Here is a 22,741-nt window from a genome sequence, read left to right as displayed (position 1 = left end):
CGCCTGTTGATCGCCAACCGCTGTCCAAACTCACCAACAAACGATGTCTCTACTGACCGACGAAATCAGACGGCTGTTCCTCTGGATCGCCCAGCCAGCAGTCGGGATGTGATGCTGGTGTGTGACTTGGGCTATCGCCCTGCGTGGTCGCTGCGGCGTTCGATGAGGACCGTGTCGCGCCACAGGCCGTGGTGGCGGGCGATGCGCTCGCGGGTGCCCACCACTCGGAAGCCGAGCGCCTGGTGCAGTGACAGGCTGGCGGCGTTCTCGGGGAAGACGCTCGACTGGATCGTCCAGGCGTCCGCGTCCTCGGCGGCGGCGACGAACGCGGTCAGCAGCGCCCGGCCGATGCCGTGTGCCTGGCATCCGGGGTGGACGTAGAGGCTGTGCTCCACCACTCCCGCGTAGGCGGGACGGGTGGACACCGGCGAGGCGGCCACCCAGCCGACGACCTCGCCGGTTTCGGTGTCGGCGGCCACGTAGCGCAGGTGCGGCAGGCGGCTTGCGTCGAAGCCCTCCCAGCTTGGGGCCATGGTCTCGAAGCTGGCCTGGCCGGTGTCGAGCCCGGCCTGGTAGATGGACAGGACCTGCGCGGCGTCGGCGGCGCGCATCGGCCTGATCTCCAGGCCGGGACCGATCGCGGGCTTGGCAGCCTGGACGATGGCCGAATGCACGCCCTCGCCGTGATCGGCGGTGCGCGTGATGCGGACGCCGACGAACCCGGCCCTCGCCAGCAGCCGCCGGTAGTCCTCCACGGACAGAGCGCCGGCCGCACAGCCGATGCGCTGCTCCACCTCTGCCCGGCGCGCGCGACGGGCAGCAGTGTCGCCATCGCCGCTGTCGAGCGCGCTGTCGAGCCCGTCGCCGGGTTCGGCGTCGGTGACGACGTCGCTGATGCCGAACCTGCCGCCGGGCCGCAGCAGGCGGAAGGCTTCGGCGAGCACCGTAGCCTTGTCGTCGGACAGGTTGACCACGCAGTTGGAGATCACCACGTCCACCGCGTGGTCGGGCAGTGGTACGCGCTCGATCGTGCCGTGCAGGAACGTCACGTTCGCGGCACCGGCGGCGGCCACGTTCTGGCGGGCCAGCCGCAGCATGTCAGGGCTGGCGTCCACCCCGTACACCTGGCCGTAGGGGCCTACTCGGCGCGCCGACAGCAGCACGTCGATGCCGCCGCCCGAGCCCAGGTCGAGCACGCTCTCCCCGGCGCGCAACTCGGCGACCGCGACTGGATTGCCGCAGCCCAGGCTGGCCCGCACGGCCGCCTCGGGCAGGCCGGAGGTGTCGTCGTACCCTGCCGGGCCGAACCTACCCTGTGTGAAGGCGTCGTCGCCGCAGTCGGCGACGCGCTCGCCGTTCATGGCCGCCCTGGCCAGACCGGAGTAGCGCAGGATGATCTCTTCGTCCGCCATGGTCGATCTCCTCACTCGCAGGTCGGCGGGGCGGGCACCGGCTTGCCCATCACCACGTCGGCGGCCGTCGGGAAGCAGCTCACGCAGTTGTCGTTGATCCGGTACAGGCTGGAGGTGCCCTGCCGGTCCACCAGCACGAACCGGACCTCGGCCAGAATCTTCAGGTGATGCGAGACCGTGGACTGGCCCACGTTCGCGGCGTCCACGATCTCGCCCACGGTCATCGGCCTGCGGCTCCTGGCCAGCAGCGACACGATCTGGATGCGGGTGGCGTCGGCGAGCGCCTTGAACCAGCTCGCATACTCCTCGGCCTCGGCGCGCGGCACGGGCCCCTTTTCCTCTTCCATCGTTAATCGACGATAGTCGATGAATCGGGATAAGGGAAGCCTCTCTCTTCCTGGCCGCGGGCGCCCGCCGCGCGCGCCCGGGACGGACGGGACTCGTCCCGGGCGTCGCCATCAGCGGCTCCCGGCAGGGCAAAGAGCCTGACGCCCCCTCCTTCTGACCGCCATCCGGGCGCCCGGCGTGGGATCAGGCAGGCAGAAGCTCTGCCACCAGCTTCTCGATGCGGTCTCGGATCTCATCGCGGATCGGCCGGACGGCCTCGATGCCCTGCCCCGCCGGGTCGTCGAGCTTCCAGTCCTCGTACCGCTTGCCCGGGAAGATCGGGCAGGCATCCCCGCAACCCATGGTGATGACCACGTCGGAGGCCTCGACCGCGTCGATGGTGAGGATCTTGGGCTGCTGGTCGGTGATGTCGATGCCGACCTCGCGCATCGCCTCAACGGCGGCTGGGTTGACCTGGTCGGCGGGCGCCGATCCGGCCGAGCGGACCTCGACCTTGTCGCCGGCCAGATGCGCCAGCCAGCCTGCGGCCATCTGGGAACGTCCGGCGTTGTGGACGCAGACGAACAACACGCTTGGCTTACCGGTCATACGGCAGTCCCCCTTGATGGGCAGAAGTCACTCCTGCGGCCTTTCGGGCGGCGGCGCAGGCCGGGCAGGTGATCAGCCGTGCCGGAGGCTCCACCTGCACCATCCGGCCCAGCGGTACGAGCCTCGTGCGATGCACGACCTCAATGTGCGCATGCTCCAGGCACAGCGCCGCGCCGCAGTCAACGCACACTCCGACGGCGGGAACGGTCAGGTGTCGGCCGGTGAGGCAGTCAAGGCAGTTCATCGCAGCGCCTCGGCGGGGCCGAAGAAGCGGCGCCGGGCCCACAGGGAGACGTAGACCAGGGCGACCAGCACGGGTACCTCGATGAGGGGACCAACGACGCCCGCCAGCGCTTGGCCTGAGGTGACGCCGAACACGCCAACCGCGACCGCGATGGCCAGCTCGAAGTTGTTGCCGGCCGCGGTGAAGGCCAGGGTGGTGGTGCGGTCGTAGGGCAGGCCGATCGCGCGGCCGGCCAGGAACGCGCCGCCCCACATCAGGGCGAAGTAGACCAGCAGCGGCAGCGCGATGCGGGCAACATCCAGGGGGCGCTCGCTGATGGTGTGGCCCTGCAGCGCGAACAGCACGACGATGGTGAACAACAGCCCGTACAACGCGACCGGCCCGACCCTTGGCAGGAAACGCGTCTCGTACCAGGCACGGCCCCTGACGCGCTCGCCCAGCTTGCGCGACAGATACCCGGCGGCCAGCGGGATCCCGAGGAAGATCAGGACATACTGGACGATGTCCCAGACCGACACGTCCAGAGCCGCCTGCGACAGCCCGAGCCAACCAGGCAGCACCTGCAGGTAGAACCACCCCAGCGCGCCGAACGCGACCACCTGGAAGATCGAGTTGATCGCCACCAGCACGGCGGCGGCCTCACGGTCACCGCAGGCCAGGTCGTTCCAGATGAGCACCATGGCGATACACCGGGCCAGCCCGACGATGATCAGCCCGGTACGGTACTCGGGCAGATCAGGCAGGAAGATCCAGGCGAGAGCGAACATGAGCGCGGGCCCGAGGACCCAGTTCAACACGAGCGAGGAGACAAGCAGCCGCCGGTCGCCGGTGACGGAGTGCAGGCGGTCATAGCGAACCTTGGCCAGCACCGGATACATCATCAACAGCAGCCCGAGCGCGATCGGCAGCGAGATCTCACCGATCTTCACCGCATCCAGCACCGAGCCTAAGCCGGGCACCAGGCGGCCAAGCAGCAGCCCTGCGGCCATCGCGGCGCCGATCCAGACCGGCAGCAGACGATCCAAGGTGGACAGGCCGGCGATCACACCGCGCGCGTGCGCCGTCTCCGCGGAGGTGGCCGGGGTGGCCGGGTTAGTGGAGGTCATGAACGTTCTCTCAGACGCCGGCGCCTGCTGCGGCCGGGATAGTGGCGGGAGTGAGCAGGACGGACAACTCGGCCAGCCTCTCGGGGACCAGCCGGTAGTACACCCAGGACGCGCGCCGTTCGGAGACGAGCAAGCCGACGTCCTTGAGCACCTTCAGGTGGTGGCTGATCGTCGGCTGGGACAAATCGAAGGCGTCGTTGATGTCGCACACGCACACCTCGCCCCCGGAATGGCTGGCCACGATGGACACGATGCGCAACCGCACCGGATCGCCCAGCGCCTTGAACACCCGGGCCACCGCCGCGGCCTGCTCGCCGTCCAGCGGCTCGCGCACCAGCGACGGGCTGCACTCCAGGATCTGCAGCAGCTCCATACACCCTCCCCTTGGATTCGACGTACATCTATATTGACATGCCTCTATGCGTGCTGGTGCTGCGGGGTGAGTACCCGGCCGTGTCGAGCCTGCGCAGTACCGCGGCGAACTGCTCGACATGGCCCGCTACGTCGGAGTGCTCACTGGCAAGTCGGTGGACCACCTTCGCAAGGTAGTCAGCGGCCAGGGCATGAGCCTGTGGCTTGCCGACTCGGACGGCAAGGGTGACCTCCTGGAGACACCGGTCGCCATCACCGCGCAGACGTTCGCGAACGCCATCAGGGCCATCCTGGGCAGCGGTATGGCCGTCGTCGAGGGCACCCTGTTCAGCGGCATCGCGGGCACGTACACGGCTGCCACGTGTACGAGTCCCGGTACAAGGCGATCTCCTACATCTGCAACAGCAAAGGTGCTGAGTGGCGGGTGAACGGCCAGGCCGGGCTGGACGCCGGCCCGGCGACGAGCCTGTACAACGCCACCCCGGACACGGTGATCGTCAAGCGCAGGTCGAACAGGCACACCGACGGCGACGACCTCACCATGCATGGGCTGCGCGGAGACATGGGTGTGGCCAGCGACATCATGGACTGGACCACCCGCGTCGTGTTGCTGGCCAAGGGCGAGGGCGACGCAATCGCCACCGCGAGCCTGGCCGGACGGATGAAGGCGAGCCGATCATGAACAAGACCGTTGACCCGAACCGTGTCATCGAGCGGCTGCGCCAGCGCCTCGCGGACGCACAGTACGAGGTCGACCTCCACGCCGTAGCGTTGGAGGACGCTCGCTCCGAGAATGAGAGATGCGCGCCGAGGTGGAGCGCCTGCGCAGCGGCACGGACGTTAGCTGAGCGTCCACTCGCCCTTCTGATCAGCGAACCCACTGTCCAGCCCGAACTGAAGCTTCCCAAGCTTCGCCGACTCGGGCACTTCGAACACGATCACGCCCTTGCGCGAATCCCCGGTGTTGATCGTCGCCGACCCGCCGAAGCCCTGCCCCTCCTGGACCGTGTGGTACGTGGAGCGGTACTGCTGGCCCTCCCCGTCGATCAACATCGCCCCATTCGTCGGAGAGTCGCTGTACACCGCCGTGCCCGCATTCGCCAGCGTCACCTCGACGCCAACGAGCCGTTTGCCCGTCTGAGGCTTGGAGAACTGATCGCCAGTGGCCGGGTCAACCACGCGGGTCACGGTCACGGTCATTTTCAGGCCCGGGTCCATCCCCTCCAGGGTGATCGACCCGCCGACTGTGGCCGTGGACGGCTGCTGCTGCGCGGGCTGTTGCTCCTGAGCCTGTTCCGCCGACGGCTGGCTGGACGGTAAGACCGCTTCGCGGCCGGGGTCGGCCTCAGTCACCACCGCGTCTCTGCTGCTGGGGGCGAAGACCAGCACCACGGCGGCACACCCGCCGAGCAGCAGGAGCGGGATCCCGATCGCCAGCGTGAGGATCAGGCCCGTGTTGCTGCGACGCGGCGGGGGCGGAGGAGTCGGCGGCTGCCCGTACCCGGGCTGCGGTTGAGGGCCGCTGTAGCCGTAGGGCTGTGATGGGGGCTGCTGGCCGTACGGCCCTTGCGGCTGGGATGGGTAACCCATGGCGGCTCCTGAGAAACGGATACGGACGCTGTGGGACGTTCCAAGAATGCGCCTGGTTTACCGGCGTCCGGCCAGAAACGTGTGTCCACATCCGGACACCCCTCATACGTGTCGGCCGCTCAGCGCTCCGGCGGGCGACACCCCAACACCTCTCAGGAAGGCGGTCGCTGAGTGGAATGGGCCCAACTCCCAAGCTCCCAACTCGGACTCGTCCAGAAGATCACGCATGCGGGCGTCGACCACCTCACGGATCGCGTACACCTCAGCCAAGCTCTTCCAACCAGGTCGGGCAGATCCCAGTCCAGGTAACGCTTGCCGACGTAGACCGGGCAGGCGCCGCCGCAGCCCACGGTAATGACGACGTCGGCGGCCCTGACCACGTCGTCGGTGAGCGGCTTGGGGAACTCGGCCGAGGCGTCCAGCCCGATCTCGGCCAGGCCTCCTCCACGACAGGCTCCAGCCGTGCGGCCGGATGCGGGCCCGCCCCCGGCCTTGGGCGTGGTGGTCGGTGAGAGCGGGCGCCCGCTGCGAGCGTCCGGCGTTGTGCGTGCAGATGAACTGCACCTCGCACACTTAGGCAGGGAACCCTTGGCCTGGGTCGAGTACGCGGAAAGAGAGGAGGTTTCTAGCACCTGGCCCGCTAGGTCTAGCGGGACTGCTAGCGGTGAAACCTCGCCGTGACCTGTGGCCTAGCATCTCAGCGGCGTCATGGGAAGCACCCCTGGAACGGACTCCCAGGGGCGTTCCGACGAGGTGACACGGAGGCTAGAGCTGGGTCTTCCGCTGTCCGTAAGCCTCGGCGACATCGGCGCGGTTGAAGCCCTTTCGATTGCGACCATTACCAGCGCTGTCGCGGCCCCAGGTGTCGTCTGTCTTGACTCCGTACTCCTTCAGGCGGGCAGTCAAGGTGGCGGTCTTGGCGTCGTCTTCCAGGTCCGCCCACTGGCCATAGGCGTCTGGCCGGAACTGCGTCAACCGCTCCACGACCGCGCTGTTCCAGATCTTCTCCTCCTTGGCCGTGGTCACGGCCAGGATGTCGGCCAGCAGGTCGTAGGAGACCCGCTGGGGCGGCTGCTGGCCGATCGCCTGGCCGGACAGCATCCCGGCCGCCTGGCGGAGCTGGTGAGCGCGATCGGCGATCAGCTCGGAGGTGGGACCGTCGAGGTAGGCCGACCGGACGATCACCGGATCCTCGGCGATGCCGACCGCCCAGGAGATGCCCTTGTCGTTGAGGGTGAACATGGTGGCCTTAACCCCGGCCTGGTGCATGCCGGTGCCGAGGATCATGTCGTTCTCCTGCCAGCCCATCACCCTCAGGCAGATCCTGATGCCCGCGTTCGCGCTGATGGCCTTGGGCAGGCTGTCCTTGTCCGGGCGCTGGGTGGCCAGGATGAGGATGATCCCGAGGGCCGGGCCGCGCTTGATGATCGCGGTGGCGTACTTGGCCGCTTCCTCGCCGTACTCGTCGTCGGCGAACAACTCCTGGCACTCGTCGATCGCGACCACCACCGGGTGCAGGCCGAGATCACGCCGCGCGGCCAACTCCGGGGTGATCTTGAATTCGGGTGCCTCGTGGCGCGGCAGGCCGTCGATGACCTCCGCCCGCCGGTCGAGTTCGGCGTACACGTCGGCCAGGGAGGCGACGCACGCCGCCTTGGCGGAGTCGGTGGCGCCCTTGGCATAGTGGTGCGCCACCTTCTCCAGCGCCGACAGGTCGCCGGTGCCCTTCAGCTCGAACAGCCGCAGCTCGGCCAGCGGGTCCAGCGCGCAGGCCAGCAGCAGCACCCGCAGCGCGAACGTCTTGCCATAGCGCGGCATAGAGCCGATGAGCACGTTGGCGAACATGAGCAGGATCGAGATCGGCCGACCGCGCTGGTCGTTGCCGTACGGGACGGGCTCGAACAGGCTGACCTGCCCTGACTTGGCCAGCGGCCAGGCGGGCTGCCGGGCCTTGCGCATCTCCTGATCGCCCACCCACAGCACCAGCCGACCGGGGTGCTCCTCCGACACCGGCTCGGGCCACACGCAGCCGAGCGCGCGGCGCAGGCCGGAGGCGAGTTTGTCGCGCTTGTCCAGCACCTCGGACACGGTCACGCCGAGCGGGAGATCCACCTCGGCCCTCCAGCCCGGCCCGTCCCGCATGATCGGAGCCGGGAAAGTGATGCCGCGGCCCTTCTTGCCGAGCGCCTGGTTGACGGCCGAGATGCCGAGCGAGCCAAGCGCGTCCAGCACCTGGTCACTGGTCAGTTTGCGCACGCGGGCGGGGACGACGGCCCGGTCCAGCAGTGGCTGGTCGGCGGGTGACCCGAGCGCGCCGAGCACCCCGATGAGCATGCCCACAATCGCCCAGTGAACCCAGGTCGGCGTGACCACCGCCACGAGGATGCCCGCCACTATCAACGTGACGGCGCCGATGAGAAGGGTCCACAGTCGAGCCTTGACCCGGTTGTCGCGCTGCCTTGAGAGCGCGAGATACTCGGCGGCTTGCTCCTTCGACACGGCCGCGCGCCGGACCGGGTGGCCTTCCAGATCCAACAGCCAGCGGACCAGCTCGACGAGCAGTCGCCAGGCGCCTGCCGGGGTTCGGGCCAAGAGCTTGACCGCGTATTTCGGTGCTCGCAGCAGGTGATAGGCGAACACGTAACCGGCGTGCTCGGCCTGCCACTTGACCACATGCAAGGCATCAGCCCGCGACCTCAGCCACACCGGAACCAGTGGCGACCGCTCCTGCCTGCGCACAGCCAACTCGGCGAGGAGGTCCACCTGCCCAGACCGATGCGGCTGGTCAACCAGAACGACCGCGCCCTCAAGAACATCGTTCTCGTTCGCACTCCCTTCCGTCGACTTCTCCAGGCCGGTGGTGGCGGCGGTTTCGTGGGCGAGTGGCGAGGTTTCCTCCCGGAGGTCGGCGATGATGCCGTTGTGCATCTCCTCCGTCACGGTCACGCCCTCACCCCTGTCCGGGTGACCAACGATCTGATGATCTCGGCATGCACGGCGAGCACCTCGCCGAAGCTTTGTACGGCCTCCACCCGGTACCCGGAGAGACGGCACAGGTCCACGAGGATGGGCAGCACGAGCACTACGGTGACGTGGGCCGCGGTGAAAGACGTGTGGGCACCAACAGCCGGCTGGATGGCCGCCCACACCTGCTTCATGCTTCGGGCCTCCGGAGTCGCCTCGCGCGGAGCGCAGAGGAGGAACAGGCACACACACGTAGCGGGGGTGAGGATGTCCTTCACGCCGCGTCCACCTCACGCGCTTCGCTCGGCGGCACCGCAGTCTCCACGCCGGACCTCTGAGGTCCTTTCGCCTCGGTGGCCCGCTCCTGCTCCCTATCCACCTCCGCGATGATCTCTTCCGCCTCGCGCTGCTCGATCCCCCACCGGCTCATCAACGGACGGCGGCCGAGGCGCTGCTTGCCCTCGCCGAGGCTGTCGATGTAGCTGAGCCGTGCAGCCTCGTACCGGTCGGCAGGCAGTATCGGCACCTCGCGCGCCACCTCGACGAGGGTCTCGACGGGCTGGCACACATGCTTGTCCGTCGAGATCTCCTCAACCGGTTGGCGGTTGTTGCGGACAATCCACATCAGCAGTTCGTACGCAGCGCCGAAAGCCAGCGGCGCCAGGGCGCTGACCAGGCGAGATCCGAGACCTCCGGACCAGCCGTGCGCCACATTCGCCGCCAGCGTCACCGCGCCTCCCAGGGCGAGTGCAACCCACGCCAGCACTGGCACACGCATCCGACGGCGCGAGCAGTAGACCATCACGAGCGAAGCCATGACGATCACGCCATCAGACATCGCTGGATAGAGGACGGCCATGTCGTGCCGCTCCCCCAGAGCGATGGCCAGGCCGTAGAAGTGGTGGTACGAGACGTAGGCCGCCGCGCCGGCGACCGCGAGAAGGACGCCCACCGCGCAGCCGAGGATGACCCGATCTCCGAGTCGACCTGTGCCGACGTTGGAGGGGGTTGTGGCGATCGGCGCGGTGTCCTCGCGATCGGCTTGGAAGAGGTTGGTCAAGAAGCGTCGGGTGCGCTTGATCGGGGCCGCCTTCGCAGACAGCGTCTCCCCGGCATTTGGTTGTGTGGAAAGGTTGCGCATGGCCTGGCTCCTGGTTTGGTCAGGGTGCTGGGTCACAGGCCGGGGTTCGGTGTTGCCGTCACCGAGCCCTGGCCGCCGTACTGCCGCTGTCGCGGGCGCATAGATCGTCTGCTGAAGATCCCGCATGGGCAGTCGCTGGGCTTCCCCGGTATGGGGGGTGTGCCGCGCAGCCAGACTCGATCTGGTCGAGTTGAGTTCAGGCGCGGCCTCGTGGATGCCTATTCCAGGCACGAGACGTCCAGCCACGGAGCGTCGAAACCGCCCAAAAGATAGGCGATCGGTTCAAGACCGGCCTCGGACACACACCGATCGCACATGTGGGGGTTCCGGATCGATCCGGGCCTCCACATATTGCTTTTCTGGGTAGTAGGTGAGCTTCAACCCAAGGCGGGTGTAGAGCTCGGCCTTGTCGTCCGGGTCCGCGCCGGCGACCAGCCGCACCAGATCCCCGACCTCCTCGATCATCGAGCGGATCTCCGCGATGGTGATGCGCTGCGCGGTCGGGACCGCCTTCAGCTCCCCTTCCAGGCGGGCACGTTCGCTCTTTGTCTCGTTGATCCACAAGGAGATCTCGACTGGGTCGCCTCCGGCGTCGAGTGCGGAGCGGTACTGGCTTAGCTTGCGATCACACTTCGACAGGCGTTTGCGCAGGTCGATCAGGGCCGCCTCGTTCGGGTCGATCGCCTGCTCGGCCATGGCCTCGATCGTGCGTTCCAGCGAGTGTGGCCCGAACGCGCTTCCCAGCCAGCCGTCGACCTCGTCAAGGATCTCCGCCTCCCGTAGGTAGACGACCTTGGGATGGTCGAGATCGTTGACGATGGCGTACTGGGCGGGGAAGCGGCACCGATAGTAGGCCTGCTGGTTGTTCCAGTTGCCCTGCATCCGGCGCTCGCAGTACCCGCAGAACAGCACCCCGCGGAAGGCGTACGGGCGCCCGGTCGGGTGCGGACGGTGACTGAACTGGCCGTTCGCCCGCTTGGCAAGGAGCTCCTGGACCCGCTGATACACCTCGACGCTCACGAGCGCGTCATGGACCGGGTGCTCCGACCAGATCCACTGATCTTTGGTGTTCCACCGCTGCTTGGTCGTCGTCCCCAAGGCGACGTTCTCCACGTCCAGCAGGACCTCATCCTTGCGCTGCTTGTTCCACACCTGGTGGCCGGTGTAGCGCGGGTTGGTGAGGATCACCCGGACGGCGTACTTCGACCAGGCCTGCTGATCACGGTGCTTGTTCCGCCCGGGATCACTGGCCGACGGCGAGAGGATGCCCTGCATCGTCAGGTCTTCGGCGAGGTCCAGATAGCCGCGTCCCTTGAGGAACTCGCTGTAGATCCACCGCACCACACGGGAGGTGACCGGATCGGCCACCAACCGCCGCAGCCTCCGCCCGTCGGCGGCCTTGCTCGGGTTCGGGTGCGGACCGGCGTCCTGGAGCGTGTACCCGTACGGCGGACGCCCGCCCAGGAACCTGCCTTCGGTCGCGGTGATCGCCGCCATCGCGGCCCGCACCCGGATCTTGATCCGGTTTCGCTCGCCCTTCGACAACCCGCCGAAGACGCCCATGATCATGTCGTGGGCCTCGTTCGCCGGATCGATCGGCCCACCGACCTCCGGTACCCACAGCGGCACGCCGAAGTGCTCGAACAACGGGAACGTCAGGCTGTACTGGTTGCCATAGAAAGCTCGCTGTGGCTCCCCGATCACCACGGCGTCGAAGCCCCGCCGTGGGTCCTTCAGCTCCTCGATGAGTGCCGCCGCGTGTGGGCGGAGCTGCCAGGGAATCGAGCGGGACTTGTCGATGTCGAAGAACTCGGCGACGATCTCCCCGCCCCGCGACTCGATCAACGCCCGTGCCCGGTGCAACTGCCAGGCCCTCGATGCCTCCGGGTCCTGGTTGTCCTCGGTCGATACCCGGCCATAGAAGCCGAACCTGGTCGTCATGTCCCCTGCTCCTCTTTCACGGTCTGCGACTGCTTCACGCGGGCGGCGTTCTTGAGCAGGATCCGCAGCAACACGCCAGCCGCTTGCCGGGAGTGAGCCTGAGCTCCTCCCCCGGCACGATCACACGCAGTCCGCCGCTTGCCCTGCTCATGAGGCGCTCCAGCTCGGAACGAGCACCCACGCCCACCGGCGACCGGATCGGGCCCTACGGGCCCGCCCATCACCGGCGGTCCTACATGACCGCTCGCCTCGACGACCGATGTCAACCACGCCCTGGACACGGCCTCGGTCCCAGCCAAAGGCCCGTCCAGACACACACCGCCGCGCACAGCCTGTGGACAACGCAGAGAACCCTTGCTTGTCCGTCGTGCCGCCGTGTACCGCGCCGCTCAACATTCGCCACCTCGCTTCCTCAGAATGAGGAGGTCCTCGTGGGCCGCGGCGCACACGGGATGCCCTTGCTCCCGGCTTCTCCAGGTTTCCAGCATCTGGAAGAACGACGCCCGGTTCACCAACCGGCCATCCCGCAGCCCGCACAGCAACGCCGCCAATCGGTGCGTGAGCACCAGGCCAGCCGCCTCCGCGGTCTCGATGACCTGACCGGGAAGGTCGACGAGCCGCCCATCGACCCGGATCGGCCGAACCGTCACCGCAACGACTCCGCCAGGCCGCAGCAGTTCCCCGCACCCGGTCAAGATCCGCCCGAAGCCCTCCATCAGCTGCGGCAAGCGCTGATGCGCAAGATTGCCCTTGTCGGTGGAGTAGCGGTGGTTCGACTTCTTCACCGGCCCGCCGCCCTCTCGGCTCCCGCAATGGACATGACCATGCGTGCGCACCCCATAGGGAGAAGAGGTCAGCACCAGTGCGGCCATGTCCCGCAGGTCCCCGAGCACGGTGGCGATGTTCCGGGCGTCGCCACAGGCCACCCGAGCGAATCCTGTGGCCCCTTGCGAGCGGGCGTACTGGACGTTGGCAGCGGTAAGACCGGCGAAGTCCGCCTCGTACTCCATCCCGGCCGCGTGCCGCCCCAGGTGCACCGCCTCCACCAGCGTGGTCCCGATCCCGCACATCGGATCCACCACCAGCTCACCCGGTTCGGTGAATGCGGATATGACCTGGGAGGCGATCGACGGGAGCATCTTGCCCGGATGCCTCATCGACTCCGCCACATACCTGCCACGCCGCTGAACCCGCGACTGCAACTGGCCCGTGGCCAGCACCGACGGCAGAACGTTCTCGTTCATCGAGCACCTCCGGTGCTACGAGCGAACAGACAGACATCCGCATGCACCGACACGACCGGCGGCAGCTCCGCAGATTGAGCACGGCGAAGCTGCGCCATCTCCGCCGGACCAGGCTGAACGACCAGCGCGTCACCCTCGACCGGGACACGCACCGCGATGACGTGCTGCACGAAGGCCAGCCCAACCCCGGCCGCGCGCCGAATGATCCCCGGCGTGAGGTCCACCAACCTCCCCCGATCATGCCGTGCCGTCGTGATTACCGCCAAGTAGCCGCCGGGCGCGAGAACCTGCCGCGCGTCCTCCAGGAACCGACCGAGGTCCGGCATCACAAGCGTCGGTTGCTCCGCCCTGCACGAGGGACAAGACGCCGACGCCGGGCTGGCCGGCCAGCCGGACTCTGGATAGGGCGGAAGCGCCGCGATCAGCAACTCAACCCGGCCCTCAAGACCGAGCAGCGCTTTCCGAAGCTCATCCGGCCCGTTGGGGCGTAGCCTCACCGCCGCCCGCTGATCCGCCGAAAGCTCCTGCCGCAGACGGCCGACGAGGTGTTGGGCGACCGGGAGGCGCGGAACACACCCGATTCCCAGCCGTCCCATCTCCGCTGCCGTGACGAGCACTGTTTCGCTCGTCGTGAAGACGTCCGCGACGATCCCACCCGGACGGGTGCAGGCACCGATCAGATGCCGCGCCAGTTCCCGCCCCACGGCCTGGCGATGCCGCCCACATGCCGCCTCGGTAGCGCGCGGACTGTCTTTGACCTTGGACGTTTCGGGCGTGGTGTCGGAACACAACCACACCGAGAGTGGCACCAACCGCCTCTCAGCAGCCCGCGAACCCTTCGACCGCGGTCCTTCGTTCCTGTTCATCTACAGTGACCCGCGACGGTCACCCGTTCCCATGCACTGAAACACCAGATGATCAGGGCTGATTGGAACCGTCCGCGTCCCAGAAGAGCTGTGCGGTGAGCTGCTTAGTGGTCCGGTTCGTAAGTGATTCGAGGATTCACGCGGTTGCCGGTGTAGTGCGGCAGGCTGATTGCCGCAGCCATCGGGCTGCTGGGAGTGGCACCCCTTCTGTTCGTGTCAAACATGCCAGGTATGGACGGCATCCAGGCCACCCGCAGGATCGTCAGGGACTTCCCGCCGCTCGCGTGTGCTCATCCTGACGACTTCGACCTGGACGGGTACGCCTTGGTCGGGCTCAAGGCCGCAGCCTCGGGCTTCTTGCCGAGGAACGCGAGGCCCGAGAAACTGCCGACCGCGATCCACAGCGTGGCGGCAGGCGGCGCCGCGGTCTCTCCACGGATCACCCGCCGCCTGTTGGAGCGGAGACGCGACCTCGTACGCGTCCCCGGGGCCCCGGCCGTAAATCCGTGGCGCGGGCGGCACGAGGCGCGCTACGGTCGGACACGCCTTCACCTCGCGGCTGCTGAACCACGAGGCCCACAACGACGGTCCCGTTCCGTCGTCTCCTTCGGCGCGCTCTCGACCGCGCGCGCTCCTGCCTTCACTTTTTCAGCAGCCCAAAGGACTTCACCATCATGCGCATCCGTCAGGACCGCCGTCTCGTCCGCCGCGACGAGCAGTGGCTCACCCTCCCCAACCCCTGGGACGTCCCCGTCGACATCTGCGCCGACGAGCGCGTGCCCCTCGAACCAGCCGCCGTCGACGAAGTGCTGTCCGTCCTGGAGACCGCCGACACCCTCGCCCGCCTCGCCGAGACCGTACCCGGCCACGACGGCCCTCCGCCCCGCATGGTCCGCCTCGTCCTCACACCCGACTTCCACAAGGGCGCGGGCATCCCGATCGGCACAGTCGTCGAGACCGAGGGCGCGCTGCTCCCGCAGGCGGTCGGCAACGACGTCAATTGCGGCATGCGGCTGGAGGTCACCTCGCTCACCGTGGAGCAGGTACGGCCGCGCCTGGACGCCTTGGAACGGCGGCTGAGGCACCTGTTCTTCGAGGGCGGTCGCCGTATCGCCCTCACTCCCGCCCAGCGAGAGGCCCTCCTGCGCGACGGGCTTCCGGGGCTCTTGCTCACCGGCGACGCCCCCTGGCAAGGCCACCAGCCCACCGACGCCGAGGACTGCCTGGACCGTATGCACGCCCCGGCGTACCCGACCGGCACCGCCGAGGCGTTCGCCGACTGGATCACCAGCGCGGGCACCAACACGGCCGCCAGCCACGACAGCCTCATCGGCAGCATCGGCGGCGGCAACCACTTCGCCGAGCTGCAGTATGTGGCACGGGTCCACGATCCCGCCGCCGCGTACGCGTGGGGGCTGGCAGAGGGCGCGGTCGTCCTGATGGTGCACAGCGGCTCCCTGTCGCTGGGGCACCAGGCCAACGCCACGGCGCTGGATCGGCTGCGTCAGACCTGGCCACCGGGGTTGTCGCGGCCCCGCAACCAGATCCTGCCGTTCCTGCTGGACGAGCGTACGGCCCCCGCCCGGCGCCGCTACCTGGACGCGTTTGGCAACGCCGCCAACTTCGCTGCCGGCAACCGGTTCTTCCTCGCCCTCACCATGCGGGCAGGCCTCGCCGCCGAATGCGGCCAGATGACGGCTCGGCTGGTCTACGACGCGCCGCACAACCTGTTCTGGCAGAACGCCGACCGCGTCGTCCACCGCAAAGGCGCGACGCCAGCGGGCGGGCACGAGCAGATGACCGGCGGCCCGTACGCGATGTGGGGCGAGCCCGTGATCGTGCCCGGGTCGATGGGAGCGTCCAGCTACCTGCTGCGCGGCCACGGCAACCCCCGCACGCTGGCCAGCGCCTGCCACGGTGCCGGACGGCGCGTCCCGCGCGGCGCCACTGCAGGGGCCGGCGACCGCGACCTCGACGCGTTCCTGCGGGAGTTCCGTGTGGTCACGCCATTGGACCACCGCGATCCGATCGTTGCGCGCCGCGCGGACGTGATGGCGGCCTGGCGGCGCGACCTCAAACAGGAAGCACCGTGGGCGTACAAGGACATCGGGCCGGTGGTGTCGAGCCTGCACGCGGGCGGGGTGGCGGACCCGGTGGCCGAGTTGCGCCCGCTCCTCACCGTCAAGGGCTGACCGCCTCCAGGTACTGTCCCACGCCGAGGCCGCATCGCAGCTCGGGCATGTGGTGATCGCCAAGCCCTCGACGAGAGCTTGGCGATCACCGGGGTTCCGCGAACGACCAGTCAGCCGCTGGTGCCAGCTTTGAAGCGCACCCGCTCTCACCCGCCGTCGGAACGCTCAACGCGTCGGCTTGGCAAGAACTTTGACGGCTCACTCGGTGAAGTACGTACCAGCAGGTCAGAGGCGGCTTGGCCAGCTTGGTGTGATCCGTGAGCCCCGCTTCGGGGCGTGGCTATCGCCCCTGGTCAGAGGAGCGATGGGAGCGTCTGAGTCGGTTCATGGTGTCTGCGCTTCTTCCTCTGGTGCTCCGACTTCTCCCCATCCGGTGGTCGAGACCTGGATCGACCAATCCGGCTCGATCCACGGAGAGACACCATGGCCATCGACCTGCAGGACAGCACGACCTCGAAGACCTTCAACCAGAACGCCCTGAGCGCGGCGGATAGCGCGTTTCGGCTCCTGATCGCCGGTCCGCGTCCGCTCTCGGTGGACGGCCGCTCCATCGGGCATGGAGTGCCCCAGCGTCCGATCGATCTCGGCGAGCTGAAGGAACTACTGCTCACGCCGCAGGCCGGCGACGAGCTGAAGGACGCCGTCTGGGCACATCTGGTGCGGCGTTCGCGGCGCGATGGTCCGGCCTGGGTGATCGGGTGCGTGGGGGTGGCGATGCCAGGGCTGAAGAATCTGGCCTCGCGCACCACACAGGGCTGCCCAGCGCACGTGATCGACGACATCGTCTCGGAGATGGTGACGAACTTCGTCGCACAGCTCCGCCGGATCGATCTCGACCGGCCGAACATCCTGCCCCGACTGCTGCTGTGGGCGAGGAAGGGCGCGCTTCGGGTTCGAGCGCGTGAGCTCGCCTCCATCGAGATATGCGCCGAGACACCGGAACAGGTGACTGTGAGCACGGAGCCGTTCATGGTGCTCGCCGAGGCCGTCCGGTGCCGTGTCATCACACCGGACGAGGCGAAGCTGATCAACGCGACGCGCTTGGAGGGCCAGGCGCTGCGGGCGTACGCGGCGCGGCTGGGCGTTCCCGCGGATCGGCTCTACAAGCGGCGGCGGGCGGCGGAGGCACGGCTGGCGCGGGCGATCGAGGAGGGTCAAGTCTCGGTCAGCTGTGACGGGCCGGCCTCCAATGTCGCGGGCTGAGCCGGTGGTTCATCTATGTCAGCCGTGATCACGGCTCGGGGCGGAGTTCTGGGGGGGCGGTTGCCCGTTCCCATCGAGTTCATCGTCCCTCGTCCTTTGAAGGAGGACACCCATCCCGGCCCGCTCCGGGCTGTGATCACGACTGACGGCCAGGCCAGGACCATCTCATCTCAGGAGCCATGTCATGAAGCCGTCTCGGCCGTGTCCGTTGTTCGTTATCAAGGTTCCAGCAGGTACAAGCTGGACCCGGCGTGGTGCCGCTTCGTTGCTGTGGACAGGCGGGTGTGTGGTGGCCGCGCTGACCGTGCCGGGGGTCGCCGAGGCGATGACCAACCTCGCCTCCGCCTCGCTCGACCAGGTCATCACCAACTTGCGGAACGTGGTGATCGGGCTGCTCGTCGGGCTGGCCACACTGTTCTTCACCATCGGCGGCGTTCGCTACATCCTGGCAGGCGGTGACCCTGGGGAAGTCGAGGCCGCCAAGAAGACGCTTCGGTATGGGGCGCTCGGGTTCGGGGTGGCGATGCTCGCGCCGGTCCTGGTGGAGATCCTTCAGCGGATCGTGGGTTCCTGACGTGACGGCCCTCACCCGTCTCAGAGGGTTCGGGCTGTTCGCCCTGCTGACGGTTGGTGCCGCGCTCGTCTCGGCACTGGTGAGCGGGCCCGCGGTTGCCGCGACCCCGACGCCCGTACCGACTCCAACGCCTTCCTCTACTCCCAGCCCGGTGCCGTCGCCTTCAGCCGTGGCCCCGCCTGCACCGGACTGCGGGTTCATCGACGTGGCGTGCGAGGCCCGTCAGGCGATCGACGAATGGTTCACGCATCTCGTGGAGTCGGCGACCAAGCCGGTGTTCGAGATGCTCGGATCGACCGTGCTGGCGACGCCGGAGTTGGACTCTCCGGAGATGGCACGGGCCAAGCAACTGTGAGAGCTGTCGCGGACGATCGCGAACACGTGCTTCTTGCTGCTGGTGACGGTCGCGGGCGTGATGCTCATGGTCGGGCTGGCATTGCCTGGAGGGATCTCGGCGCGTGAGCTGCTGCCGCGGCTCGTGTGGGCGTTCCTGGCCGCGAACCTGAGCCTCATCGCGATCACGTACGCGATCACTCTGGCGAACGGGTTGAGCCAGGCGTTCCTAGCCGACGGAGCCAGTCGGATCGATCCGGAGTTGGTGTTCGACGCGATCAAGAAAGCCGTCCTCGCGGGGATCGCCCTCAAGGGCGTGTTCTTCGCGATCGTGGCGCTCGTGGTGGTCGTCCTGGCGGTCGGCGTGTTGTTCACCTACATCGTCCGGATCGCCCTCACCATGGTCGTGATCGTGGCGGCGCCCCTTGCGTTGATCTTGCATGCACTGCCGATGACCGAGGGGATCGCCCGGCTGTGGTGGCGGGCCTTCACCGGGCTACTGGCGATTCAGATCTGCCAGTCGCTCGTGCTCGTCACGGCGCTGCAGCTGCTGTTCTCCGCGAACCCGGCCGACGACGACTCGTTCTGGATCCCGTCGACGGCTGATATGACCGACCTGCTCATGGCCATATGCCTGCTGTTCGTGCTGCTCAAGATTCCCGGGTGGGTCGCGCGGACGATCTGGCAGGCGAGCAAGCCCCGGACACTCTCCCGTCTGGTGAAGTCGCTGGTGGTCTATCGCGGACTGGGCATGCTGCTCGGTAAGGGGTTCGGTGCCGCCCGTGCCGCACGTCGTCCCAAGCCACCCAAACCGCCTACTCCGCCCTGGGGTGGCGGAGGCGGGCCCAGCGGTCCTCCGGGCGGTGGTCCGGGCGGTGGTCCAGGTAGGCGGGGGCCGAATGCGGGCGGGCCATGTGCGGGGATGCCACGCCGCCCGCGTCGTCCTCCGGGAACGGCCGCCAGTAGCGCCGGTGGCGGCGTCGGCGGTGGAAACGCCCGTGTTCATCGTTCGTCGCCGGGGAGCCGCCCAGCACGGCCCCACGGGCCGGGCGGGGGCGTCGGGAACCCGTCCAGCCCAACCGGCCATCCCCTGCCCCAGCCGACGCGGCATCACCGACCGATCGTCCGCCGCGACAGGCCGCCGAACGATGCGTCCCCGTCCGAGTCACCCGTGCCACACCGCCCGACGCACCGTCCGCCACCAGTCGCGTTGCGGCTCCAAGCGCCTCGCTCTCATGGAAAGGCGGCACGTCGTGCGCCACGCAAGTAAGGAACGGCTGGTCGCGAAGATCCCGGCCGATGTGGAGATGCCGGACAAGCTATTTGCGAATTTGACGGTCCGGCAAGTCGCGATCCTGGCCGGAACCGCGGTGCTGGCTGCCTGGGTGTATCTCATGGCCGGTGACCGGTTGCCCGTTCCGGTGCTCGTCGCGATCGTCCTTCCGGTGATCGCCTGCGGATGCGCACTGGCACTCGGCAGACGAGACGGGCTGAGTCTCGACCGGCTCGCCGCCCACGCCCTCACTTACCTGCGGCGGGATCACAAGCTCGTCATGACCGAGGAAGGGGTATCTGCGCCGCCGACCTGGTGCCGAGTACGAGGCCGACTCCCCGGAGCATTCCCGAGCCAGACGTCACAGAGGTCTGGCGCTGGCGTAATCCAGCTGGTACGGGCATCCGGGACGCTCACTCACCGTTCGCGGCGGCGCAGGCAGCATCGGCAGCGCTCCGCGTTCGCAGGCAAGCAGGTCGGCGGCCTCGTGATGGACGGTTCCGGCATTGGGGCGCAGGGCGACAGCGGTTGAACAGGCCGGTCTCCAGTTCGGCCGCCAGGACCCGCTCCCGGAGGGCGGCAGCCTGCGCCGGTGGCGCCGTCATCGCGTTGGCTCCTGACGGCCTGCGCACGATGGCGCGACCGGGCGCGGCAGACCCTTCCCGTAGCTCAATATTCGAGCGGCACACCTTCCGTCCGCAGTCGATTCCCGCACTACAGGGCAGCTTTGATCGTTTCGACCATGTTGTCGAACGCTGGCAGGCCTTGCATCCGAAACGTCCGTTCATGGTTCGCGGCGGCGTAGGCAGGCATCGGCCAGAATCGGCAGGCCCGCGTTCGTGGGCGAGCAGGTCGGCGGCGACGGCAGCCTCGTGACAGGCGGCCCCGGCATTGGGGCGCAGGGCGAGGACGGTGAAGAGGGGCCGCCGACGAGACGTTGGTTCACGTGCCGTCTTACACGGCGATGCCGCCGCGGGGGCAACCTCAGTATTGGCAAGCTCTGCGGTAGGTCAGCACTGTCGTGTCAGGGCTTGCGGCCCCATGCCTGTACCAGCAGGCTCTCGCGCACGACGGTGGCCGGGCGGGCGAGATGGCCGCCGAGTTCGCGCTTCAGGGTGGCCAGGGTGTGCGGGTCGATGCCGCAGGCGCGGAGCCGCTCGTCGAACAGGTCGACGAAGTGCAGCAGTAGCCTTTGGCAGGGGTTGGCGGCACGCCAGTAGTGGGCGTGCGCCGCGGTGTGGACGTCCTGGCAGCCTGCGGCATCGCGCAGCAGGCTCGCCAGCCGGGCGCCGATGTGCACGTCCCCGCCGAAGACCGGGGCGAGCAGGGTTTTGAGCGTGTCCCAGGCAGGGTGGGGTGGGTCGCAGTGCCAGGTGGCCCAGTCGTATTCCTGTACGGCGATCCAGCCGCCGGGGCGGGTGGCTGCGGCCATTGAGGCCACGATCGCCGCCGGGTCGGTGCTGTTGATCAGCAGGAGCCGGCAGTGGGTCAGATCGAAGGCCGGTTGGCTGTCGCCGTGAAGCGTGCCCAGCGTGGTGGTGACGTTGGCCAGGCCTAGTTGGGCGATGGACTGCCGTGCCCAGATGATCATCTGCTCGTTGTTGTCGAGGCCGACGACAGTGCCGTGCGGGCCGACCGTGTCGCTGAGCAGGTCCAAGATACCCAAGGGGCCGCAGCCCACGTCGATGGCGCGGGCCGGTGCGGGCAGCGGAAGGCGGCCGAGGAGATGTTGTGCGGCCTCGCGCAGGAGGGTGCCCTGGGCCAGCAGTCGCCGGTGTTCGGCGCTGGAGGCGCCGAGGAGATAGGGGGAATCGTGTGGCGCTGAAGCCGGTCGGGTCACCTGGATGTTCCTCCCTTGCGGTCTGGGGCTGTGTCCCAGATAGAAGGCATTACCTCATCGTTGCCAAGAGTAGTTTTAACATTACACTCAGTGAGTGATGGAGGTTGAGGCGGCCTCGCCAACCCTCCGTCGCTCTTTCCGCCCAACGAGGAGACACGACATGCCGACGGACCCCACCGATCGCTTGATCCGCCTTCGCGCCCGCTTCGCCCTGCTGGACACCAACGGCAACGGCCACCTGCAGAGCGACGACTTCACCCTGCTCGCCGACCGCGTTCTCGATTCCCTCAGCGCCAACCGAGACTCAGCCAAAGCCCACGCCCTGACGCAAGGATGCAGAACCTTCTGGCAGGGCCTGGCCGCGGCCTGCGACCGTGACGGCGACGCAACCGTCACCTTCCAGGAGTACGCGGCGGCCATCCCCGACGCCGCCCACTTCGACCAGTACGGCTCGCCGTACGCCCGCGCCCTGGCCGCCCTGGCCGACACCGACGACGACGGACAGGTCGAACAGGGCGAGTTCATCGCCTGCATGACGGCCATCGGCTTCGCCCCGCCGCAGGTGCGACAGCTCTTCGCCGCGCTGGCAGGACAGCGCGGCCGTATCACCACCGACGCCTGGTCAGCGGCCATCAAGGACTACTACGTCAGCGACTCGGCGAACACCCCAGGACAACTGCTGGCCAACCAGCCGACATGACGCACAGCCCACCAGCCTCGCCGCCGCCCGCCCACGCTCTTCGCGACGCGGGCGGCCCGCAGGACGCGCCCGCCGACCACGCGCCCCCGCCCCACAGGCTGCACACCAGTTCGCCGGCCTACCGGCCCGCAGGCCTGCTGCCAGTCCCGGCCAGCTCTTTCACCAGCGCGATCACCCGCATGCTGCTGGCCAGCGACGGCTCGACCACCCTGCTGCTCGAAGCGCTCACCGGCGGGCCGATCAGCGTCCACCTGCAGAGCCTGACCGACCAACCCGCCGCTGGCATGCCCGGCGACGTGCGAGCCCTGCTGCAGCTCACCAGCGACGCCACCGTCACCATTCGCCGCTCACTGCTACACGATCACCACGACACACCACTCTCCCGCAACGAGGTGATCACCCCACCGAGCACTCCCCTCATGCAACGCATCGCCACCGACCCCGCCCGCCCACTCGGACTCAACCTGATCGCCCACGACATCGATCACAGCCGCCACCTACGCTGCACCGGCCTGGCCCGCTGGAGCGCAAACCAGCGCGAAACCGCGTCCAAGGCCTACCTCATCCGCGCCGCCGCCATCCCCCTCATGCTCGTCTGGGAAACCTTCAACCCAGCCGTCGTCCCGCGCGGGCATCACGGCCCCACTTCGGACCCTGCAACGCGCTTCGCCTCTTGACCACGCGCCCACGAGCACGGCTCTGAGCTGCGAGCCGAAGTACGACAGGTACCGGGACCTTGCCTACATCAACAGCGACGGGCGGCGTGCTACCCAGCGCGATCAACGATCACCGGGAAACGTTCGCTGGTCA

24 protein-coding genes are annotated in these 22,741 nt (G+C 68.2%); 10 read left to right on the top strand and 14 right to left on the bottom strand.

Annotated elements, in window-relative coordinates:
- Positions 1 to 131: 131 nt before the first annotated feature.
- The 5 genes from ABD844_RS48045 to ABD844_RS48025 form a co-directional block, all read right to left on the bottom strand.
- Positions 132 to 1,412 carry a GNAT family N-acetyltransferase gene (locus ABD844_RS48045; protein WP_344895126.1) on the bottom strand — a complete coding sequence of 427 codons (1,281 nt, stop codon included), beginning with the start codon at positions 1,410 to 1,412 and terminating at the stop codon, positions 132 to 134.
- Between the two features lie 11 nt (positions 1,413 to 1,423).
- Entirely contained in the window at positions 1,424 to 1,759 is a 336-nt protein-coding gene (locus ABD844_RS48040; RefSeq protein WP_344895123.1) for an ArsR/SmtB family transcription factor, read from the bottom strand.
- A gap of 184 nt (positions 1,760 to 1,943) precedes the next feature.
- Positions 1,944 to 2,348: an arsenate reductase ArsC gene (locus ABD844_RS48035; RefSeq protein ID WP_344895120.1), complete on the bottom strand. Its 405-nt coding sequence runs from the start codon at positions 2,346 to 2,348 to the stop codon at positions 1,944 to 1,946.
- A 240-nt stretch (positions 2,349 to 2,588) separates the two neighbouring features.
- A complete protein-coding gene (arsB, locus tag ABD844_RS48030; RefSeq protein WP_344895117.1) occupies positions 2,589 to 3,698 on the bottom strand; it encodes an ACR3 family arsenite efflux transporter in 1,110 nt (369 codons plus the stop codon).
- A gap of 10 nt (positions 3,699 to 3,708) precedes the next feature.
- Positions 3,709 to 4,071, bottom strand: a complete 363-nt coding sequence (locus ABD844_RS48025) for an ArsR/SmtB family transcription factor (protein WP_344895114.1) — start codon at positions 4,069 to 4,071, stop codon at positions 3,709 to 3,711.
- Between the two features lie 118 nt (positions 4,072 to 4,189).
- Between ABD844_RS48025 and ABD844_RS48020 the strand changes: the two genes are divergently transcribed.
- Both ABD844_RS48020 and ABD844_RS48015 read left to right on the top strand, forming a co-directional pair.
- On the top strand, positions 4,190 to 4,498 hold the full coding sequence (locus tag ABD844_RS48020) for a hypothetical protein (RefSeq protein WP_344895111.1): 309 nt from the start codon (positions 4,190 to 4,192) through the stop codon (positions 4,496 to 4,498).
- On the top strand, positions 4,495 to 4,752 hold the full coding sequence (locus tag ABD844_RS48015) for a hypothetical protein (protein WP_344895108.1): 258 nt from the start codon (positions 4,495 to 4,497) through the stop codon (positions 4,750 to 4,752). Before ABD844_RS48020 ends, ABD844_RS48015 begins: the two co-directional genes overlap by 4 nt.
- 158 nt (positions 4,753 to 4,910) lie before the next feature.
- On the opposite strand, the gene ABD844_RS48010 is transcribed toward ABD844_RS48015, so the two are convergent.
- The 8 genes from ABD844_RS48010 to ABD844_RS47975 all read right to left on the bottom strand — a co-directional run bounded on the left by ABD844_RS48010 (position 4,911) and on the right by ABD844_RS47975 (position 14,259).
- Positions 4,911 to 5,462, bottom strand: a complete 552-nt coding sequence (locus ABD844_RS48010; protein ID WP_344895105.1) for a DUF4352 domain-containing protein — start codon at positions 5,460 to 5,462, stop codon at positions 4,911 to 4,913.
- Positions 5,463 to 6,425: 963 nt separating this feature from the next.
- The gene (locus tag ABD844_RS48005; protein WP_344895102.1) at positions 6,426 to 8,606 is read right to left on the bottom strand and encodes an FtsK/SpoIIIE domain-containing protein; all 2,181 of its coding nucleotides are present in this window, start codon (positions 8,604 to 8,606) and stop codon (positions 6,426 to 6,428) included.
- Complete coding sequence (locus tag ABD844_RS48000) at positions 8,603 to 8,902, bottom strand: hypothetical protein (protein ID WP_344895099.1); 300 nt, start codon at positions 8,900 to 8,902, stop codon at positions 8,603 to 8,605. Before ABD844_RS48000 ends, ABD844_RS48005 begins: the two co-directional genes overlap by 4 nt.
- A complete protein-coding gene (locus ABD844_RS47995) occupies positions 8,899 to 9,765 on the bottom strand; it encodes a DUF2637 domain-containing protein (protein WP_344895096.1) in 867 nt (288 codons plus the stop codon). The genes ABD844_RS48000 and ABD844_RS47995 overlap by 4 nt, the downstream gene beginning before the upstream one ends.
- A 282-nt stretch (positions 9,766 to 10,047) precedes the next feature.
- The gene (locus ABD844_RS47990) at positions 10,048 to 11,706 is read right to left on the bottom strand and encodes a recombinase family protein (protein ID WP_344895093.1); all 1,659 of its coding nucleotides are present in this window, start codon (positions 11,704 to 11,706) and stop codon (positions 10,048 to 10,050) included.
- Positions 11,707 to 12,095: 389 nt separating this feature from the next.
- Entirely contained in the window at positions 12,096 to 12,950 is an 855-nt protein-coding gene (locus ABD844_RS47985; protein ID WP_344895090.1) for a TRM11 family SAM-dependent methyltransferase, read from the bottom strand.
- On the bottom strand, positions 12,947 to 13,816 hold the full coding sequence (locus ABD844_RS47980; RefSeq protein WP_344895087.1) for a DNA methyltransferase: 870 nt from the start codon (positions 13,814 to 13,816) through the stop codon (positions 12,947 to 12,949). The genes ABD844_RS47985 and ABD844_RS47980 overlap by 4 nt, the downstream gene beginning before the upstream one ends.
- 290 nt (positions 13,817 to 14,106) lie before the next feature.
- Positions 14,107 to 14,259: a hypothetical protein gene (locus ABD844_RS47975; protein ID WP_344895084.1), complete on the bottom strand. Its 153-nt coding sequence runs from the start codon at positions 14,257 to 14,259 to the stop codon at positions 14,107 to 14,109.
- 231 nt (positions 14,260 to 14,490) lie between these two features.
- On the opposite strand from ABD844_RS47975, the gene ABD844_RS47970 reads away from it, so the two are divergent.
- The 6 genes from ABD844_RS47970 to ABD844_RS47945 all read left to right on the top strand — a co-directional run bounded on the left by ABD844_RS47970 (position 14,491) and on the right by ABD844_RS47945 (position 19,923).
- Positions 14,491 to 16,008: an RtcB family protein gene (locus ABD844_RS47970; RefSeq protein WP_344895081.1), complete on the top strand. Its 1,518-nt coding sequence runs from the start codon at positions 14,491 to 14,493 to the stop codon at positions 16,006 to 16,008.
- 423 nt (positions 16,009 to 16,431) lie between these two features.
- Positions 16,432 to 17,211, top strand: coding sequence for a sigma-70 RNA polymerase sigma factor region 4 domain-containing protein (locus ABD844_RS47965; protein WP_344895078.1), 780 nt, complete (start codon positions 16,432 to 16,434; stop codon positions 17,209 to 17,211).
- A 265-nt stretch (positions 17,212 to 17,476) separates the two neighbouring features.
- Positions 17,477 to 17,785 carry a pilin gene (locus ABD844_RS47960; protein WP_344895075.1) on the top strand — a complete coding sequence of 103 codons (309 nt, stop codon included), beginning with the start codon at positions 17,477 to 17,479 and terminating at the stop codon, positions 17,783 to 17,785.
- A 169-nt stretch (positions 17,786 to 17,954) separates the two neighbouring features.
- Complete coding sequence (locus ABD844_RS47955; protein ID WP_344895072.1) at positions 17,955 to 18,140, top strand: hypothetical protein; 186 nt, start codon at positions 17,955 to 17,957, stop codon at positions 18,138 to 18,140.
- Positions 18,141 to 18,173: 33 nt separating this feature from the next.
- Positions 18,174 to 19,388, top strand: coding sequence for a TrbL/VirB6 family protein (locus tag ABD844_RS47950; protein ID WP_344895069.1), 1,215 nt, complete (start codon positions 18,174 to 18,176; stop codon positions 19,386 to 19,388).
- Positions 19,372 to 19,923, top strand: a complete 552-nt coding sequence (locus ABD844_RS47945; protein WP_344895066.1) for a PrgI family protein — start codon at positions 19,372 to 19,374, stop codon at positions 19,921 to 19,923. The genes ABD844_RS47950 and ABD844_RS47945 overlap by 17 nt, the downstream gene beginning before the upstream one ends.
- 492 nt (positions 19,924 to 20,415) lie before the next feature.
- Here the strand turns inward: ABD844_RS47945 and ABD844_RS47940 are convergent, their stop codons facing one another.
- On the bottom strand, positions 20,416 to 21,231 hold the full coding sequence (locus ABD844_RS47940) for a methyltransferase domain-containing protein (protein WP_344895064.1): 816 nt from the start codon (positions 21,229 to 21,231) through the stop codon (positions 20,416 to 20,418).
- A 160-nt stretch (positions 21,232 to 21,391) separates the two neighbouring features.
- Between ABD844_RS47940 and ABD844_RS47935 the strand changes: the two genes are divergently transcribed.
- Positions 21,392 to 21,931 (top strand): EF-hand domain-containing protein, encoded by a 540-nt coding sequence (locus tag ABD844_RS47935; protein ID WP_344895061.1) that lies wholly within the window; start codon positions 21,392 to 21,394, stop codon positions 21,929 to 21,931.
- Positions 21,932 to 22,110: 179 nt separating this feature from the next.
- A complete protein-coding gene (locus ABD844_RS47930) occupies positions 22,111 to 22,608 on the top strand; it encodes a hypothetical protein (protein ID WP_344895058.1) in 498 nt (165 codons plus the stop codon).
- The last annotated feature ends 133 nt before the right edge of the window (positions 22,609 to 22,741 follow it).

This window comes from Nonomuraea antimicrobica (genome assembly GCF_039536965.1).
Classification (GTDB): domain Bacteria; phylum Actinomycetota; class Actinomycetes; order Streptosporangiales; family Streptosporangiaceae; genus Nonomuraea; species Nonomuraea antimicrobica.
The sequence above is the reverse complement of the archived record's forward strand: the minus strand, read 5'-3'. Positions and strand labels throughout refer to the sequence as shown.